Below are 18,700 nucleotides of genomic sequence, written 5' to 3'. Positions count from 1 at the left end.
GTGAATGTACGACTTTGGCCGCTGGCAAAAATGTAATTCCTGAATGCAAGCCTGGCTTGGGCTTTTTTTACCTGAGGAACCAACAGTGACAGCTTTTTTCATTCGAAAATGGGGGTAAGGGGAATAACCCTTGAATTGCCTACTAAGTGTATCACAGTAAGTCCTTTTTTATATTGGTATTAATTGGCGAATAAAAACGATTTTTTCGATAGTTTTCTCCTGCTTGCGGAGTCAGGCATAGATGGCGTTTGTGCTTTGCTAGTTGCTTTCTTTTGCCGCTCTTAAAGTACAGTGGCTGACTTCGGCACAATTAACGGTTTTTATTTCATCGAATGATTAGAGCTTTTTTTGTTGAATTACCGTTTTCTTTTTGTTGTTATCGGCAAGCTTTGAAAGCGGTGATAAAGCTTGTTAACGGCCACTTGGTTGAGGACAAATTTTAAAAGCTATTTTTTTGTATGGAATAAAACAGTGCTTATCCTTTGAGTCTAATCAATTTTTTATTGAATATTTTATTCCCCGTCCAGCTATCTTTATCGCTATGTATTTACTTTTATCCGAGAATAAGCAAAAGTAGGCTCAGAGAAATTATATGCCGGTCGCCATTTCAGGCCGGCATTTGTATGTTATGATATGGATAATGCCTTGATAATATTGTTGATTTTACAAAATGAGTCGGTGAGGGAACGGACTTCGGGTAAACTTGAAATGGCCGGACATGAAGTTATTCTGGCATCAGACAGTGTTGAAGCGGTTAACTTTTTACGATCCCACCAGGCGGATTTAGTGCTGACGGAAGTCGATATCGGGGATGTCGACGGCTGGCGTTTGTCACGTTTGATCCGCTCCGGCATTCTAGCTTCAAGCAAAGACTTGCCGATTTTATTGGTTACGGAAAATCATTGTGAGCGTATTGCCGAAACCACCGCGCGCATGTTTGATATCAACAAGGTGATTTCCTATCAAGAACTGGATTTAGTGGTAGATGTGGTCGGCCAGGTGGTTGCCGATCAGGGGAATTTTAATAAACCCCTGGATATCCTGGTGATTGAGGATACCGAAGATACCGCTAATCTCGTGCAACGTATGCTCAAGCATAAATTTAATATTGATATTGCCTACGACGGCGTTTCCGGGATCAAGGCCTTTAGGGAAAAATCCTATGATATCGTTTTGCTCGATATCATGATGCCGGGCATGTCAGGGGATGAAGTACTCGATGTTATTATCGAACTCAATCCCAAACAGGTGGTTATCGCCATGACCGCCCACGGCACTATCGATTTGGCTGAGCTGATGCTAGTGAAAGGGGCGGCGGATTATATCCAGAAACCCTTTAAGGCGGAGCAATTGCGCAAAGTGTGCGATATTGCCGCCAAACGCGAAGATTTTATTGTTTCCAACGAACAGTTTGCCGCCAAAACCCAAGAGCTGAAAAACGAGCAGCAAAAGTATTATTCCTTATCCAAAACCCATTACCGCATCCTGGACAGCTTAAGCAGTATCGTTATTGAAGTGACCGCCAAGGGGCGAATTTTGTTCCTTAATAATGCCTGGTATAAGTGCACCGGCTTTATGGTGTCGGAGAGTATCGGTAAGCTCTTTACCGACTTTATCCAGGACTCTAGTTTCCTGTTAAAACACAACATCGAGGAGTCTTTCAGCCAGCTGCTGTGCGGCAAACGCCAGCATGATCAAATTGAAGTGAAACTGATCAAAAGTGACGGCGGTTATTTCTGGTGTGAAATCAACTTAAATCCTTACTTTGATGAGAGCGGTAAAATTGTCGGTATTTCCGGCACCATAGACGATATCAGCGTACGCAAGAAAGCCGAGCAAAGATTAAAGCATGTCGCCCTGCACGATACCCTGACCGGAATACACAACCGTTATTACTTTGATAACGAGCTTAAAAATGTTGCCAGCATCGCCACCCGCACCGGGATTTATCACTCGCTGATTTATCTTGATCTGGACCATTTTAAAATTATCAATGACTCGCAAGGGCACCATCAGGGCGACTTAGTACTCAAAGAAATTGCCCGCTTGTTGTCGGAGCGCACCCGCGCCAGTGATACCTTATGCCGTATCGGCGGCGATGAATTTGCCATTTTGCTCACCAATACCTGTGTTGAAGATGCCGAAAAAGTGGCGCTGGAAATTTGCCAGACCATCGCCGATTCCAGTTTTAAGTTTGCCGACCAGGTGTATAAGGTCAGCTGCAGTGTCGGTATTTCCGTGATCGACGGTAAAGCCATCTCCAGCGAAATCTACCTGCAACAGGCGGATATAGCCATGTTCGCTGCCAAAGAGCAGGGGCGTAACCGGGTGCACCTGTTTACCGAAGACGATAATGTCACCGATGAATTAAAACAAAGCTTTGAATGGGCGCAAAAATTACAAAAAGCGCTGTTAGAAGATAATATCCTGTTGCATTTTCAGCCGATTATCGATGTTAAAACCCGGGAAATTGAATATTATGAAGCCCTGGTGCGCTTACAGGTCGACGGCAAGGTGATATTGCCGGGTGAGTTTATTCCGTCGCTGGAAAAAGCGGAAGATATGACCCTGCTTGACCGGCATGTGATCGGCAAAGCGTTACACCTGATGAAAACCTATCCGGCCTTAACTAAGGTGGCAATCAACCTCTCGGCACAGGCATTTGGCGATGATCGGTTGCTGGCGTTTATTGAAGAGAAGTTAAACCAGTATTCGATTGAACCCTCAAGGGTGATTTTCGAATTAACCGAAAGTGCCAGCTTGTCAAACCTCACCGGTACCCAACGCATGGTAAACCGTCTTAACGAGCTAGGTTGCGGTTTTTCCATCGATGATTTCGGGACAGGTTTCAGTACTTTTTCCTATTTAAAGCAAATTCCTGCAGAAAGTGTTAAGATCGACGGTTCATTTGTTAAAGACATGCTTAAAGACCCAACGGACGCCGCGCTGGTAAAAGCCATTCATGAAACGGCACAGGCCTTAAATAAGAAAACCGTGGCAGAATTTGTGGAAAATGAGCAGACGTTAATGAAGTTATCGGAATTAGGTGTACATTACGCTCAGGGATACCATATTAGTAAACCCATGGATATAAAGGGGCTCGAGGACAGTAGGACTCAGTTAAACCCCGCGGTAGTTAAAGTGTGTTAGCCGAGGTATTAATCTGACTGTTAAGGAGTAAAGTTCTTGTTGCGTTAATGAACAGCCTATGACCAGGGAATCCCCTGATAGGTATTGTGGCGATTATGCCAACAATTAATTCATTTAAAAGAATAAGAATAGGAACAGAGCATGACTAGTTTTAGCACGCAAGATCCTGAATATAAAGCTGATATAGAAGATTACGCTGATTTAATCCTGGAATATCTGCACCAGTTAGGTGTTGAATATGTTTTCGGTGTGCCCGGGGGCGCGATAGAGCCGCTTTATAATGCCCTTGCCCGTTCTGAGCGCCGGGGCGGCCCCAAAGCCATTATTGCCCGCCATGAATGCGGCGCCGCTTTTATGGCAGAAGGTTATTACCGGGAAACCGGCAAATTAGGGGTGGTTTGTTCGACCACAGGACCCGGGGCCACCAACCTGATCACCGGGGTGGCTTCTGCGTCGGTAGACAAGTCTCCTATGCTGGTGTTAACGGCGCAAACCGCCTTGCCGAAATTTGGTAAAAGGCCGCTGCAGGACTCCAGTGAAACCGCCATAGACACGGTGGGTATTTTCAGAAACTGTACCAAATTCAACGCCTTGATCTCCCATCCCGAGCAACTGGAAAGCAAATTGATTTCCGCTTTAATGGAGTCGGTGCAGTCTCCTAAAGGGCCGGTTCACCTGAGTATCCCTTCCGATATTTTACGCGGCCCTTATGGTCATAAAGATCCCAATGTCCAGGTGAATTACCTGATGCAAAGAGCGTCCCTGGTGGATAAAAATGCCGTCGACCGCCTGGTGCAAGAGATCTGTGAAGCCGATAATATCGTGTTATTCATTGGCCATGACTGCAGAAGGGCGTATAAGCAAATAGAAAAACTGGCGGAAGCCATCAGTGCCCCCTTTGTTTCCGGTCCCATGGGCAAAAGCTGGGTCAATGAGCGTCACCCTTTATATCGCGGGGTTTATGGTTATGCCGGGCACGAGTCGGCGCATGATTTATTCAAAGATCCTAATATTGAACTGGTGCTGGCCATAGGCACTTCCATTACCGAAATGGGCATTGGCAGCTTAGGTAAAGAATTACTCAATAACAAACTTATTCATGTCGACTCTACGGTGGAAAGTTTTAGCCGTTCGCCGATGGCAAAATTACATGTCTGCGGCCACTTAAACACAGTGTTTAACCGGGTACTCAATAAAGTATGTGAGTACGGCTGGAACAGAACCTGGCAGGGGCTGAAACTGGATAAACAGAAAAATGTGCTCGGCGGTTATACCAAATTAATCGAACCTGAAAAATGTTTCTCCGATGCGGTACCGATCAAACCGCAAAGGCTGATGGCTTATTTATCCGAAGCCTTGTCGCCAAGTACCCGGGTCTTTATCGATACCGGTAATATCTGGGCCTGGGCCACCCATTATCTCAGCCATACCGCCAAAGAAGGTTTATACCGGGTCTCTATGGGCTTTGGCAGCATGGCCTGGGCGATAGGGGCGGTGATAGGCTCGGCCCTGGCTTCCCGTGATGAGCCGCATGTGTGCCTGTCCGGCGATGGCGCCTGGCTGATGAGCTCCCATGAAATTGGCGTTGCGGTGCAACATCAATTGCCGATATTATTTGTTGTTCTTAACGACGCTGCTTTTGGTATGATACGTTTTGGCCAGCAACTGAGTAAGGCGGAATCCATCGGCTGGCAACTGAATGAAGTGGATTTTGCCGCCCTGGCAAAGGCGCAGGGGGCAAACGGTTATATTATCGAACGGCCACAGCAGTTAATGGATTTAGATTTGGAGGCGATTTTTTCGGCTAAGGTACCGACCTTACTCGATATCCGTATCGATCCCGATGAAATGCCGCCGATGATGGCCAGGGTAAATAGTTTAAAAGAAGAATCAAATAGCGCGATAGGTTATACGTAAATCTCCTGATTTTGGGGAAATACCGGATCACTTTATACAGTGAAATAGTCAACGCAAAACAGCACGTTTTGACGTTGAACAGATAGTATTTAAGGTATAAATAAAATGATAAGAAAAACAGTCTCTCTTGTTGTATTATGCGCGTTAGCGGTTCCTGTATCGGCTGAATTGTACACCGCCGATGAATTCTCTGCCGATGATGAGTTTTTTGATGACTTTTACGGCAGTGAAGAGATGGTGGAAATTGCCACCGGCATCAAGACCCAGATCTATAAAGCACCGGCCATTGCCAGTGTTTATACCGCAGAGCAGATCAAAAACATGGGGGCGACTGATATTGACGATGTCCTGGAAACCGTACCCGGTTTGCATGTCACCCGTTTAGCCAACAGCTATCTGCCTATTTATACCTTTCGTGGTGTCCACAGTATTTATAATCCCCAGGTACTCATGCTGATAAACGGCGTGCCTATAACCAATACCTTTTTGGGTAACCGCAACCAAAACTGGTTGGGCATGCCGGTGGAAGCCATTGCCCGAATCGAAGTGATCCGTGGTCCGGGCTCCGCGGTATACGGCGCGGATGCCTTTTCCGGTGTCATCAATATCGTCATTAAAAATGCCGATGATATTAAGCAAAATGAAATTGCTGCCCGGGCCGGCAAACAATCTACCCAGGATTATTGGTTGGCCGTCGCCGACAAGCTGGAGTCACTGGAATACTCCTTAACCCTGGAATACCATAAAACTGACGGTTCGGATAAAACCATTGCCTCGGATACCCAAACCAGGATTGATAATGCTACCGGCACCAATGCCTCTCATGCCCCGGGGCAGTTGAGCTTAGGTACGGAAAACCTGGACTTTCGCGGTGAGATAAAATATCAGGACTGGACCGTGCGCGGTGGTTTGCAAAGAAGAACCAATGGCGGCATAGGTGCAGGCCTGGCTGAAGCGTTAGATCCCGAGGCCAATAAGGCCAGCGAGCGCTGGAATCTTGATGTTAACTACAAGAAGGCGTTAACGGAGAGTTTTACCCTGGATGTACAAGGCAGTTATTTTACCACCTCGCAAGATATCAAAAATAACTACACTATTTATCCTGCCGGTGCGGTGATCGGCGGTACCCTTTATCCCGACGGTTTTATCGGTAATCCGGAAGTATTTGAACGTCATACCCGGTTTAATGCCGCCGGTTTATATACCGGCATAGAAAACCATACCTTGCGTTTTGGCCTGGGTTATCATTTGGGCGATTTATACAAGGTTAAAGAGTCGAAAAACTTTTCCAGGGGGCCGGATGGCAATCTGCTGCCGCCGGGCAGTCCTGTGGTTGATGTTTCTGATACCGATTATGTGTTTTTAAAGGAAACCGACCGGGAGAATCATTACGCTTTTATCCAGGATATCTGGAACTTTGCCAATGACTGGGAATTAACGGCCGGGGTGCGTTTTGATGATTATACCGACTTTGGTAACACCACCAACCCCAGGCTGGCCCTGGTATGGTCAACCAGCTTAAACCTATCGACCAAACTCTTGTATGGTAAGGCATTTAGGGCTCCTTCATTTGCCGAAACCGGTAATATCAATAACCCGGTTACCCTGGGAAATCCCGATTTACAGCCAGAAGAAATGGAAACGGTGGAATTGGCGTTTGATTATCACCCCCAGTCCGGCTTTGGTACGGTATGGAGTTTTTATCGTTATAAATGGAGTGATATTATCCAGTTTGTGCCGGATGTTGGCGCCAATTCCAAAACCGCACAAAACTATGGTGAGCAGGAAGGTTACGGCGCGGAAATTGAAGTTAACTGGCAAATCAATAAGCAGCTGAAACTGGCCAGTAATTTTGTCTGGTCCAAAGCCACCAATGACTTAACCGACAGTGATGTCGCCTTTGTACCGCAAAGTCAGTTTTACCTGCAGCTGGACTGGAAGATCTCCGATGAATTCAGAGCTCATATGCGCAATAACTGGGTCAGGGACCGTAAAAGGGATGAACAGGATATGCGCAGCAGCCTCGATGATTATGTGCTCACCGATATGACTTTGCGCTGGCAACCAAGTGATAAAGATCTGGAGTTTGCCTTGATCGTAAAAAATGTTTTTGATCAGGACGCCCGTGAGCCTTCGTTAAATAACGGGCAGACGGTGAACCTTCCCGATGACTTGCCTTTGTCTGGACGTACCTGGCTGGGTGAAATGAGGGTTTATTTCTGATGACAGACGCCGAAAAAAAAAGGCAGGAAAAAAAAGATTTTGTTTACGCCGATAAAGCACAAACCGATATTTTATTAGAGCAGCCCAGTGAGCATAATCCGTATATCACCAAAGCGGCTTATTTACACGGTTATGATGTGCTGGAGTTAATGGCTAAAAAGTCTTTTGTTGAAACCTTGTTGTTGCTCTTTACCGGAGAGTTGCCATCTGCGGATAAGGTGAAATTATTAGAACAGCTGATGGTGGGCTTGATCAATCCCGGGCCAAGGCATCCCGCGGTAAAAGCCGCTATGGTTGCCGGTGTCAGTAAAGCCAATGTCGAACATTTGTTGCCTGTTGGTTTGTCGGTGTTAGGGGGAAAATCCAATGGCGCCAAAGAAGTTGAACAGGCGATGGTTTTTCTGCAGGAAAACCAGGATAAATCGGCGAAAGAGCTGGTGAGGAGATTACTCGAAACAAGCCAGCATCAAACTACCCAGGGAGAGTTCCACCTTATCCCCGGATTTGGCAACAGTTATGGCGCTATCGATGCATTTGCAGCAAGTCTGGCAATCCAGATTTTTAATGACGTAGAATCTGATTCAGGTTTTATTGCCTTCGGGCAGGCGATTGTTGAGGCTTTAAAAGCTCATGAGATGGGTTGGCTTAAAACCGGTATTGCCGCCACGGTATTTTGTCAGCTGGGTATTTCCCCCCGTCAGGGTTGCGGTTTGTTCCAGCTGCTGTGCGCACCGGGCATTTTAGCCCACGGGGTTGAGCAAACCCATAAACCGATCACGGCAATTCCTATGCTTAGTGATGAACAGCATATCTATGCCCCTGAGATTGACACAGAGAAAGCGAAAACCGATGAGTAATACCGAGTACTGGGATAAGCGCAATAATCAGATTTTTAGCCGGGTAGGACACTGGCAGGGCGGCGGAGATGTTAATTGCCAGGGACATTCATTGATGAATGAGCTGATGGGCAAAGTTTCTTTAATGCAGCTTAATATTTTAAATGCAACCGGCAAGCTGGTGGCGCGTAATGTTGCCGACTGGGTTGAAGTTAATTTTATGGGGGTAAGTTATCCCGATAGCCGCATCTGGTGTAACCAAATCAGCGCTTATGCCGGTGATACCAATGCTTCTGTGGTGGCTGCGGCCAGTGCTGCTATTTTATCGGCGGACTCCAGGGCCTATGGCGGAGGACAGACATCTTATAGTTGTATGAGTTTCTTGCAACAGGCTTATCAGGAGCACGAACAAGGCAGTGGTTTTGAAAAAATTATTGCCCGGGCCAGAATGAAAAACGGCAAACCTATTATTGTCGGTTTTGCCCGTCCGATAGACAAGGATGATGAAAGGTTAAAACCTTATGAGGACTTTCAGGAGAAACTCAATATTCCCCAGGGCAAGTACCTGGCTTTTGCGAAAAAATTAAGCGAATATCTTGATGAGCATTTTTCGCTGACCATTAACAGCGGCGGTTATGCCTCGGCATTTTTACTCGATCAGGGCTTTACCCCGAACGAAGGCTATAAGCTGAAAACATTTGCGGTAATAGGCGGTGCTGTGGCCTGTTACCGGGATATGGAAGAGCAATCCCCGAATTCTTTTTTGCCGTTAAAATGCACCGACATCCGTTATACCGGTGTTGCCCCCCGGCCGGTAGAAGATTAACCGTGAGATAGCAGGCGTTGCAGCGGCAGCGCCACGGTAAATCTGGCTCCTTGTTCGAGCTCGCTCACCACAGTGATCCGTCCCTGCATCATTTCGATAAAACGTTTGGAGATTGCCAGACCCAAGCCGGTGCCGCTGAACTTACGTGACTGGCTGGCATCCACCTGGCGGAACTCGTCAAAAATATATTTTTGCTGCTCTTTGCTTAAACCGATACCGGTATCGACTATGTCAAAATAGATCTGCTGGTTATCGTTGTAGATGGTCAGGGTAACCTGGCCGTTTTCGGTAAACTTACAGGCATTGCTGAGTAAGTTTAGCAGTGTCTGTTCAAGCTTTTCTTTATCAAGATATAACAGCTTGATATTACTGAGCTGCTTGATGGTAAATTCATTATTATTTCTTTGCGCCAGCGGCACTATGGTATCGGTAAGGTTGGCTTTTAATTCATCTACCGTAATTTCGATATTGTTGACTTCCACCCGGCCGGCTTCAATTTTTGCAAGATCAAGCAGGCTGTTGATCATCAGCAACAGGCGCTGTGAGTTTTTGGCGATCTTATCCATATCGTCGATCAAGTCAAAGTTGCCCTCAAGTTCAAGTTCTTCCGTGACCAGTTCGCCATAGCCGATAATCGACTGAATAGGGGTGCGCAATTCATGACTCATATTGGCCATAAATTCCGATTTATGGCGGCTGGCGGTCAAGGCTGAGTCTCTTGCCTGTACCAGCTCGCGGGTGCGCACTGCCACCTCTTTTTCCAGCTGATCCCTGTGCTCTTTTAAATCATCTTCCTGGCTGTCGAGCACTTTCATCATGCTGTTATAGGAGCTGGCCATATTACGGATTTCTTTGGCGCCGTAAACTTGTGCCAACAGATGCTCGCCGGTTTTTTTCGCCTGCTGCATGGTTTGCGCCAGCTGGCCCAAAGGTTTAAATAATTTTTGCAAACCGGTATGGAGGATCAGGCTGAGCAAAACCACGGAAATGCTGCCGACGATAGTGATCAGCATAGCGACCTGGTTTTGCGCCTGGCTCAGGTTCTCCTTGCTGTAAATCACCTCGGCATAACCTATGACCTGCTCTTCAAGGGAGATGCTTTCGAGCTCAAATTCACTTTCTTCATCCGAGCCGAGTTCGGCGATCACTTCTACCGGGGTGCGGATCAGCCAGTAATTATTGGTTTCGACGATAACGGAGGTTTGATCGACGGCGTCCAGGGTGACATTAAAATGATCCGGGTAGCTGCCCATGGTTAAAAACACACTTTGATCTTCAAGCAATAAACTTGAAGCCAATACCGATTGAAAGCCCTGGACCTGTTTCATGGCATCGTGGGCATTTTGATTCGAGCCGGAAAGAATAGAAAATACCGCCTGTTTTGCCAGCCCTTCGGTGATCTGGAAAGCGTTATTTAACATCAGATCCCTGGATTGCTGGTTAACACCGATTGCCGTTACTATCCCCATGGCTATGGTCATTAAGGTAATACTGATCACCATAAAGCTGATAACCAGGCTTTTAATGCTTTTGTTGGCAATAGACTTTGTTTGATTCTTTTGGCTCATGCTACATCTACAACTTTATCTACATCTCAATATCGGTAAAAACATCATTACTTGGGGAAAGTTAACGCGAATCCGGAACGTTTTCCTGAGCCATATTCATAACCCAAATGCGCCGCGGTTCTCAGGTTTACCGCCAGCTTAACGGTTTTTAGGGGGTTAACTATCGACGGCAGCGGTTGTGCGCTGATTTTCTCTACCAGGCGCACTAACTGGCGTCCTAACAACTCATTATTGGGAATGGCGGAAAATAACGCACCGCGTTTGGCATGGTTGGGCTTGCTGGAGAAGACGACAATTTTATTGCTCCAGGCTTTTTCCAGGATCACAGGTACGATAATTTTATCGTTGGCGGTAATGGGATCTAACGGCAGCCAGATGGCGGTTTTGGTCAAATCTTCCCGGGCAAAAATTCTGTCATAGGCTTTTACCGCTTCCCGGATATTTTCAACCTTGATGCCATTTAAACTCAGTCCCTTGGCTTTAGCCTTTTCCCTGGCATCATCTATGACCCAGGCGGAAGCCGGCGTATATAAAACCGTGACTTTAGTGATTTCCGGGGCAAGTTCATGCAAATAATCAAATAGCTCATCGGGATCTGCGGTTAAACTCACTCCGGAGATGCCATTGGGTCTGATCGGTAGCGCGCCGACGACGACAGGTTTGTCCTTATAGATTTTCCGGGCAACCTGCAAGCCGCGTTTGCCTAAAGCGATCACTTTATCCGTGGTGATTTTATCTGCCGCATCATCGGGATCGAACTTATGCGACAGCTTGATTTCCAGGATTTCTTCCTGTGCTTCTTCGGCTATGCCCCGGGTGATTTGCTGGAATATTTTGTCATAGGGCGCTTTGACTTCAGGGTAAACCACAGTGAGTGACTCTGCCTGGCTGAAAAAGCAACAGGCGAGCAAAAGCAAGGTTAAAAATTTAGCGCGATGAATCCACTTCACTTAGTGTTCCATTTATAAGTTACAGCCTACTCACTACTTGAGTTTCATTGTCACAATAGCGCAGGGAGCCTGCGAGCGTTGATACTTACTATTATGTGATCGGGTTAAAAATGACTATCAAATGAAAAGCATAGACCTGCTTATAATGATAATAAATTTAACCCCTTAAGCGGGTATTATCGTCTGTATTGGTTTTGCTTGCAATAAGCGGATTAAAAAATTACCGCTAAAAAGGTCACAGAATAAGTGCAGGTAAAAATGGCATTGTGATTTAGCTGGTCTATGCTTTTCTATCAAGCTTATTCAAGCAGCGAACCCGGCGAAGTTTCTTTTGTTTGTCATGAAAAAATGCCGGAAATCATCTGAAAAATAACCAATAAAATAAACACCTGTCTTGTTTTTTGTTTATTAAAGGAGCAGAATGTTGGTGGTATTTTAGCCGTTATTGACCAATGTTAATTTAGCTCAAAAAATGCTCAGCTGTTTTTAAAAAAAAGAGCAAACAGTGAGCAAAGCCGAGCCACACAAGGAAGTGATTAAACATGGAAAAGCATAACCCGGGCACCCCTGTTGCCGATGATAAAACCCTGGTTGCCGGGATCACCTCGAATAAAACCCAAGTGCACATCAATTTGGTGGGCAAATGTTTTAACAATCGCTACCTGATCGAATCGCAAATCGGTAATGGCGGTATGAGCGATATTTATCGCGCTAAAGATTTGCACCTTGAAGCCGAAGGCATAGATGAGCCTTATGTTGCGATTAAAGTCTTACAACAAGAATTTAGCCAGCGCAGCGAAGCCAAACAACTGCTGATCAAAGAGGCAAGAAAAACCCAGCAACTTTCGCATCCCAATATCATCCGGGTATACGATGTCGATGCCGACGGTGATTATCACTTTATGGTGATGGAATGGTTGGACGGTGAGCCGCTGGATCAGGTGATTAAGCGTTCTAAACCTTTAGGTCTGCCTTTTAAAGGGGTGTTGAAATTACTGCAGCAGATCGCCGCCGCGTTAATTCATGCCCATAAAGTCGGCATAGTGCATACCGATTTAAAACCTTCCAATATCATCCTGACCCGGGGGGGAGATATTAAAGTGTTCGACTTTGGCGTTGCCCGGGCAATGCAGTTAAATGTTGATCAATATGCCATGCCGGATAAGCAACATACTACCCCTCATAGCGGTTATACCCCGGCTTATGCCAGCCTGGAACAACTGGAGGGAGAGCCGCCTTGTATTGCCGATGATATTTATGCCTTTTCCTGTATTATCTATGAACTGTTGACGGGCAAACATCCGTATCAACGGGTTGCCGCCAATAAGGTTGATCCCAAGAAAATTCCCTTAGTTAAACCTAAACATATCAATTTTTATTACTGGCTGACCCTGAAAAAAGGCCTGGCGCTGAATAAAGCCGAGCGCTCAGGCGATGTTAATGAAATGCTTAAGGTGTTTTCCCGTTGCCTGTGGCCGAAAATCCTGGCAACGGCTGCGGGGCTTATCGTTTTTTTCGGTGTCCTCCAGGTGTATCAAACACAGGAGCAAACCATAAAAAGTCTCAGTCAGGGGGTGGCGGAAAATACCAGCAAGCAGGCGCAGCTGTCGACGTTCGAGCAACTCACCACGCTGGAGTTGTTGGCGCGGCTGGATGATATTCCCCGCGAGCATGCCCTGATCAAGCAAGGGTTATTAAGATCACATCAACAAAAAATTATTGATATTGTCGAGCAAAGGATAGAGCAAGTGCCCAAAGATCCCCATGGCGTCTATAAAAATTATGATGATATCGAAGTTATTCTTGCCGATGCCCTGGTGATTTTCCCCGATTCCATGCGCTTAATGCAAATGCTGGACGGGCAAAGAACCAGCCGTTTATCTATTGTTGATGCCCTGGCGGAAAGGTTAAATTTATTGTTGGTGCAGGGACGTTATCAGGAAAGCGGCGATAACCATATCCCCCGTCTGGTGGAAGATTTAAATTTCCTCGATACCGGTTTTGAATTCCAACCGGACGAGCAGGCCTTTATCTTATATCAGGAAAACTTTGACCGGGCATTGCTGGACCATGATGTCAATGAAATCACGGTATTGATTGGTGTTGGCGAATTGGTTTTTAACCATGTGCCCGAGGCGGAGTCTTTGCTGGCATTTGGTAAAAGCATGAAAACTTCGGTAGCCAAGTTAGCCGCTTATAATGAAAAAATTGCCAACGGCCGGGCGGCGGATTATCCCTACCAGGCGGCCGAGATTTTTTATCAAAAAACCTTTGAGCAGTTCAGTGCTGAGTTGCAAGGAATAGAAGATCATACCCAGTTGACGTTAATAGACGAAAGTGTTGCTGAGCTGGCCAAGCTTTTGCCGGCTGATTTTGAGCCGTTAGTTACCATTGAGAAACGTATTGCCGGTTTATATTTACGTCATGCAAATTTATTAATGGACAAAAAACATTATAAGGCCGCGCAAAAGCTGGTGAAAAGGGGCAATGAACTTTACGACCAGATCAACCAGATTTCGGTGTTATAAACCCGGGTGTAGTTATGACATTTTAGTTGCACATATACACCCTAAGTCATATCAGAAAAGTTAAGGATAATGGAAGCTAAATGGAATTAGAATTTGAAATTGTCAGCTATCACCGTCTCTCTCCCGAGCAAGTTACAAAAAAACGGGTTCGCGATGGCATCACCTTTGGCCGCTCTGAAAAAAATGACTGGCACTTGCCGGATCCTGAAAAGGTCGTCTCCGGCACCCATGCCCGGATTGAAAGGCAGGGGCAGGGGTTTGTGATTTATGATCTCTCCACCAACGGCCTTTATATTAACCGGGCTGTTGAAGCCCTGGGCAAAGATAAAGCCTATCTGCTTTGTGACGGTGATTTACTTGCTTTTGGCGATTATGAAATCAGCGTCAGCCTGCTGGAACAGGCAGCTGAACACATATTTGAAAAAGAAGCAGCAGCGCAGGCTGAAACGCCTGTATCGGCACCCGCTACCCCTGTGGGCAGCGGTATTGCCGTCGGCAGTGTCTTTGGCGAAACATTACAGACAAGCGAGCAGAAGGCGGTTAACAGCCAGGTTGCTTTACCTGAGGTACAGACAGAGCTTGATGATCATTTCTCTTTGCCCCAGGCGGCAATCCCCAAAGAGTGGGAGCTTGAACTGCTTGGCAAAACCGCATCAGGGCAGGGGGAAGAGTCGGGCACTAGCGGACATTTTTCAAAAGCAGAGCAGGCAATACCGGCGGCTGAGCCGGTGAGTACGAGAATGGCAGATGACACCGGGCAAGTGGCTGCTAAGGCGGAAGCATCAACGGCCGTCAAAGGGAGCAATAACAAAAATCACACCGCCTCTTCGCCGGCAGGGTTACAAGCTTTTGTTAAAGGGTTGGGGATTTCACCCGAAGTGCTGCCACAGGAGCTAAGTGATGAACTGCTCTATCAAATGGGTCAGGCGATGCAGCTTTTGCTTGCCGGATTAATGGACTCCTTACGCAGCCGGGCGTCCCTTAAGCACGAATTTCGTGTCAACCAGACCACCTTCCAGCAACAGGAAAATAATCCGCTGAAATTTTCCGCCTCTATCGATGATGTCTTTGAGAATCTTTTTCTGCGCAGCAGTAAAAGCTTTTTGTCTTCCAAACGGGCAATAAGCGAAGCTTTTGATGATATCCGAAAACATGATATTGCCCTCACCGCCGGCACTGTCGGAGCGATAGAAGGGGTGTTAAGCCAGCTGGATCCCGAAGTGATTGCCAGCCGGGATTTCAGGCCCTCGCCGTTGGATAAAATTGTGCCGGGACAAAAGCAGCTGCGTTACTGGAAAATATATCAAAGCCTGCATCAGGATCTGGTACAGGAGCAGGCCGGGCAGGGGGGAGTTTTATCGGATGATTTTATCCGGGCGTACGATAAAAAAATTAAATCTTTATAATTTGCAAACAGTGAAATGGGTTGAAAAAATGAACATGTTAAAAAAATCGTTATTGAGTCTATGGGTCGCCGGCAGTGTTTTTCTGGTAGCAGGATGCTCTACCATAAATGCCATAGTGCCGCCTTCTACCGATATTACCTTCCATACCGCCGGCGATGTCAATCCCGATCTCAGTGGCCGCCCTTCGCCTGTGGTGGTGAAAGTATTCGAACTGTCCTCGAGAACCATCTTTGATACCCAGGATTTTTTTACCTTGTATGAATCGCCGGAGCATGTGCTCGGTCCTGACTTAATCAAAAAAGACGAGCTGGAATTACAACCGGACGGCAATATCGAGTACAAAATGGAGCTCAATAAAAATGCCCGTTATGTCGGGGTTGTGGTGGCATATCGCGATATCGACAGTGCCAGGTGGCGTGCCGTGGTCGAAGTTGAGCCGACCGGTTATGACAATGTGGTGATGAATATTGAAAAGCTGGCGGTATATGCCATTAAAAAATAATCCATTTAATCCGTTTGAAGTTAAGCGAAAATAGACAGGGAAATCATGAGTGACTTTAACCCGGTGGCCTGGACAGAAGGCATGTTCCTGCGCCCGCAACATATGCAGCAGCAAGAAAGATATTTGCAGTTTCAGCATGCCAGTATCAATACCCGTATCAACCCTTTTGCCTGGGGCGTTTTTAATCTGGAAATAGACAGTGCGCTGTTATCTTTGGGGCAGTTTCGCCTGGATAACATTGAATGTGTTTTTCAGGACAATACCCTGGCACTTCTGCCGGAGCAAAGCCCGCTGCCCGAGGCCATCACCATAGCACCGGGCACCAGTGACCAGCTGATCTATTTAGTACTGCCGGTCAGCAAAAGTACGGGCTTGAATATTTCCTGCGCCGAGGATAAGCAGATCACCCGGTATAATTATACCGATCATCATATTGTCGATACCAGTATCGGCTCGGATGCCATGGAAGTGTTGCAGGTGGCAAAACTCAACTGTCAGCTGAAACTGCAAAGTGAAGACAGGGCCGGCTATCTCAGCATTGCCGTTGCCCGTATTTCAGATGTCTCTGAAGAGGGGGCTATCCGGTTGGATAAAAAGTTTATTCCCCCCTGCATGGTGCTTGATCATATGCCGGCGCTGGCAAACCTTACCCGGGAAATACTGGGTATGATACATCAAAGGGCGGATGCCATTGCCGCCAGGTTGTCTCAGGCACAAGGCAGCTCCAGCTCCATTGCCGATTTTTTAATGTTGCAGCTGTTAAATAAATACCAGCCGCTGTTCGAGCATTATGCCAGTGCCACAGGTTTGCACCCCCAGCAGCTTTATACCTGTTTGCTGGCTTTTTCCGGCGAGCTTTCCACCTTTAGCTCGCCAGATAAACGCACTGCCAAATTACCCCGTTATCAGCACGACAATTTAACCTATATCTTTAGCAATGTGATGGTGATCGTTAACCAGGGCTTAAGCAGTGTGCTTGAACAAACCGCCATTGAGCTGCCGTTAGAGAAGAGTAAATTCGGTGTTTACCTGGCGGTGCTTAATGACAAAGACTTGCTTAAACGGGCAGAGTTTATCCTGGCGGTTAAAGCCAGTTTGCCCCATGAAGAAATTCGTAACCGCCTGCCGGGACAAATCAAGATAGGTGCGGTAGAAACCATCCGTGACCTGGTCAACAACCAGTTGCCGGGCATAGGGATCACAAGTTTACCCGTGGCGCCGCGGCAGGTGCCTTATCATGCCGGTTATCATTATTTCCAACTGGATAAGTCCAACAGTCATTGGTTAAAGCTTGCCAGCAGCGGCGGCATTGCCTTGCATTTGTCCGGAAATTATCCTGAATTAGCGCTGGAGTTGTGGGCGATTAATAACTAGCCCAAAATCCTATTTGGGTTTTCGTGAACAGGGATTAAGGAAGATTTCAGCGAGTAAGGATGATTTGCCATGAATGATAAAACCATAATAAAACCCCGTCCGGGACGGGGAGCAGGCTCTGGCAGTAAGCCTGTCAGCAAGGAAGCGACGGCCGATGACGGCAAAACCGTTTTTGAAGAAAACAGCGGCGAGAGCCGGGCGCAAAATTCAATACTGACCATAGCCGCTAACCCCCTGGTGGACTGTGCTGGTACCTTGTTATCCATCTGTGCCCAGATCCGCAATACCGAGCAACATGAGGATATCAAAACCTTAAAAGTGCAATGTATTGAGCTGATCAAACATTATGAACAGCTGTTAAGAACTCATAATATCAATACGGAAGATATCGAGTCTGCCCGTTATTGCCTGTGCAGTTTCCTGGATGAAACCGTACTCAACACTTCCTGGGGCGGCAACAGCTTATGGGCATCGGATAGCCTGCTATCCACCTTTCACAATGAAGCCTTTGGCGGGGAATATTTTTATACCCTGCTTGAAGGGGCGCTGCAAAATCCGGCAGCAAAACATCCCCTGCTCGAACTTATGTATTTGTGCCTCTCCTTAGGTTTTGTCGGGAAAATGCGCATCGAAGACCAGGGAGAAAAAAAGCTCGAAGATTTAAGGGATAAATGTTACCAGGCGGTACAAAGCTTTAAAGGGGATAGCTACCGGGAACTATCTCCCGGCTGGCGGGAGCGGGTGGTGCAGCACCATGAATTCCAGCACCCGTTTCCCTTGTGGGTTACCGGGGCGCTGTTTGGCGTTTTGCTGCTCTTTATCTATATGGCCTTTAGTTACAACATCAATAATTATTCCTCGAATGTTTATAAGCAGCTGGTATCTTTAGTGCCCTGGCAGCAGGTGGGGCGGGAAGATCTGCAAAGTCTTAGCCGCGATGAAGCCCTGATGCTGCAGCAACTGTTGCAAACGGAAATCCAGCGCCAGTTGCTTGATGTTGAGCAACTGCCTGATCGGGTGCGCATCCGCATCGGCGCCGGGGTGCTGTTTTCTTCCGGCAGTACCCAGCCCAGGGCCGACTTTGAAGCGATACTGGCAAAAATTGCCCGTACCCTGGAAAGCACCGACGGCAAGATCTTGATCACCGGCCACACCGACGACGACCCGATTTTTACCACTAAATACCCGTCCAACTGGCACTTGTCGCTGGCCCGGGCCACGGCCATCGGAAACTTTCTTGCCAATAATGCTTCTTTAAGCGGGCGGCTTTGGCCGGAAGGACGCGGGGAGTCAGAGCCCAGGGTTGAAAATACCAGTGATCAGAACCGTTCATTGAACCGGCGGATCGAGATAGATTTATTGCTTTAACAGGCGGCTTTAATGCACCGCTTTACCACCATTTATAAACCGGGATGTTTTA

General features: G+C 46.9%; 12 protein-coding genes. 10 read left to right on the top strand and 2 right to left on the bottom strand.

Annotated features, from left to right (window positions below; all coding sequences use genetic code 11):
- Positions 1 to 645: 645 nt before the first annotated feature.
- The 5 genes from QL234_RS15550 (at position 646) to QL234_RS15530 (ending at position 8,952) form a co-directional block, all read left to right on the top strand.
- Positions 646 to 3,150: a GGDEF domain-containing response regulator gene (locus QL234_RS15550; RefSeq protein WP_281558736.1), complete on the top strand. Its 2,505-nt coding sequence runs from the start codon at positions 646 to 648 to the stop codon at positions 3,148 to 3,150.
- A gap of 141 nt (positions 3,151 to 3,291) precedes the next feature.
- On the top strand, positions 3,292 to 5,067 hold the full coding sequence (locus QL234_RS15545; RefSeq protein WP_281558735.1) for a thiamine pyrophosphate-binding protein: 1,776 nt from the start codon (positions 3,292 to 3,294) through the stop codon (positions 5,065 to 5,067).
- Between the two features lie 105 nt (positions 5,068 to 5,172).
- Positions 5,173 to 7,290: a TonB-dependent receptor gene (locus QL234_RS15540; protein WP_281558734.1), complete on the top strand. Its 2,118-nt coding sequence runs from the start codon at positions 5,173 to 5,175 to the stop codon at positions 7,288 to 7,290.
- Complete coding sequence (locus tag QL234_RS15535) at positions 7,290 to 8,147, top strand: hypothetical protein (RefSeq protein ID WP_281558733.1); 858 nt, start codon at positions 7,290 to 7,292, stop codon at positions 8,145 to 8,147. The genes QL234_RS15540 and QL234_RS15535 overlap by 1 nt, the downstream gene beginning before the upstream one ends.
- The gene (locus tag QL234_RS15530; protein ID WP_281558732.1) at positions 8,140 to 8,952 is read left to right on the top strand and encodes a hypothetical protein; all 813 of its coding nucleotides are present in this window, start codon (positions 8,140 to 8,142) and stop codon (positions 8,950 to 8,952) included. Before QL234_RS15535 ends, QL234_RS15530 begins: the two co-directional genes overlap by 8 nt.
- Here the strand turns inward: QL234_RS15530 and QL234_RS15525 are convergent.
- Positions 8,949 to 10,520 (bottom strand): ATP-binding protein, encoded by a 1,572-nt coding sequence (locus QL234_RS15525; RefSeq protein WP_281558731.1) that lies wholly within the window; start codon positions 10,518 to 10,520, stop codon positions 8,949 to 8,951. The two genes, QL234_RS15530 and QL234_RS15525, sit on opposite strands and share 4 nt — an antisense overlap.
- A 47-nt stretch (positions 10,521 to 10,567) precedes the next feature.
- Positions 10,568 to 11,470 carry an ABC transporter substrate binding protein gene (locus tag QL234_RS15520; protein ID WP_281558730.1) on the bottom strand — a complete coding sequence of 301 codons (903 nt, stop codon included), beginning with the start codon at positions 11,468 to 11,470 and terminating at the stop codon, positions 10,568 to 10,570.
- 542 nt (positions 11,471 to 12,012) lie between these two features.
- Here QL234_RS15520 and QL234_RS15515 point away from each other — a divergent pair.
- The 5 genes from QL234_RS15515 (at position 12,013) to tssL (ending at position 18,648) form a co-directional block, all read left to right on the top strand.
- Positions 12,013 to 13,998, top strand: a complete 1,986-nt coding sequence (locus QL234_RS15515) for a serine/threonine-protein kinase (RefSeq protein WP_281558729.1) — start codon at positions 12,013 to 12,015, stop codon at positions 13,996 to 13,998.
- Positions 13,999 to 14,078: 80 nt separating this feature from the next.
- Positions 14,079 to 15,404, top strand: coding sequence for a type VI secretion system-associated FHA domain protein TagH (gene tagH, locus QL234_RS15510; protein WP_281558728.1), 1,326 nt, complete (start codon positions 14,079 to 14,081; stop codon positions 15,402 to 15,404).
- Positions 15,405 to 15,432: 28 nt separating this feature from the next.
- On the top strand, positions 15,433 to 15,906 hold the full coding sequence (tssJ, locus tag QL234_RS15505; RefSeq protein ID WP_281558727.1) for a type VI secretion system lipoprotein TssJ: 474 nt from the start codon (positions 15,433 to 15,435) through the stop codon (positions 15,904 to 15,906).
- Positions 15,907 to 15,951: 45 nt separating this feature from the next.
- The gene (gene tssK / locus QL234_RS15500; RefSeq protein ID WP_281558726.1) at positions 15,952 to 17,280 is read left to right on the top strand and encodes a type VI secretion system baseplate subunit TssK; all 1,329 of its coding nucleotides are present in this window, start codon (positions 15,952 to 15,954) and stop codon (positions 17,278 to 17,280) included.
- A gap of 69 nt (positions 17,281 to 17,349) precedes the next feature.
- The gene (gene tssL / locus QL234_RS15495; RefSeq protein WP_281558725.1) at positions 17,350 to 18,648 is read left to right on the top strand and encodes a type VI secretion system protein TssL, long form; all 1,299 of its coding nucleotides are present in this window, start codon (positions 17,350 to 17,352) and stop codon (positions 18,646 to 18,648) included.
- The last annotated feature ends 52 nt before the right edge of the window (positions 18,649 to 18,700 follow it).

Source organism: Thalassomonas sp. RHCl1, assembly GCF_947387555.1.
Lineage (GTDB): Bacteria > Pseudomonadota > Gammaproteobacteria > Enterobacterales > Alteromonadaceae > Thalassomonas.
The sequence above is the reverse complement of the archived record's forward strand: the minus strand, read 5'-3'. Positions and strand labels throughout refer to the sequence as shown.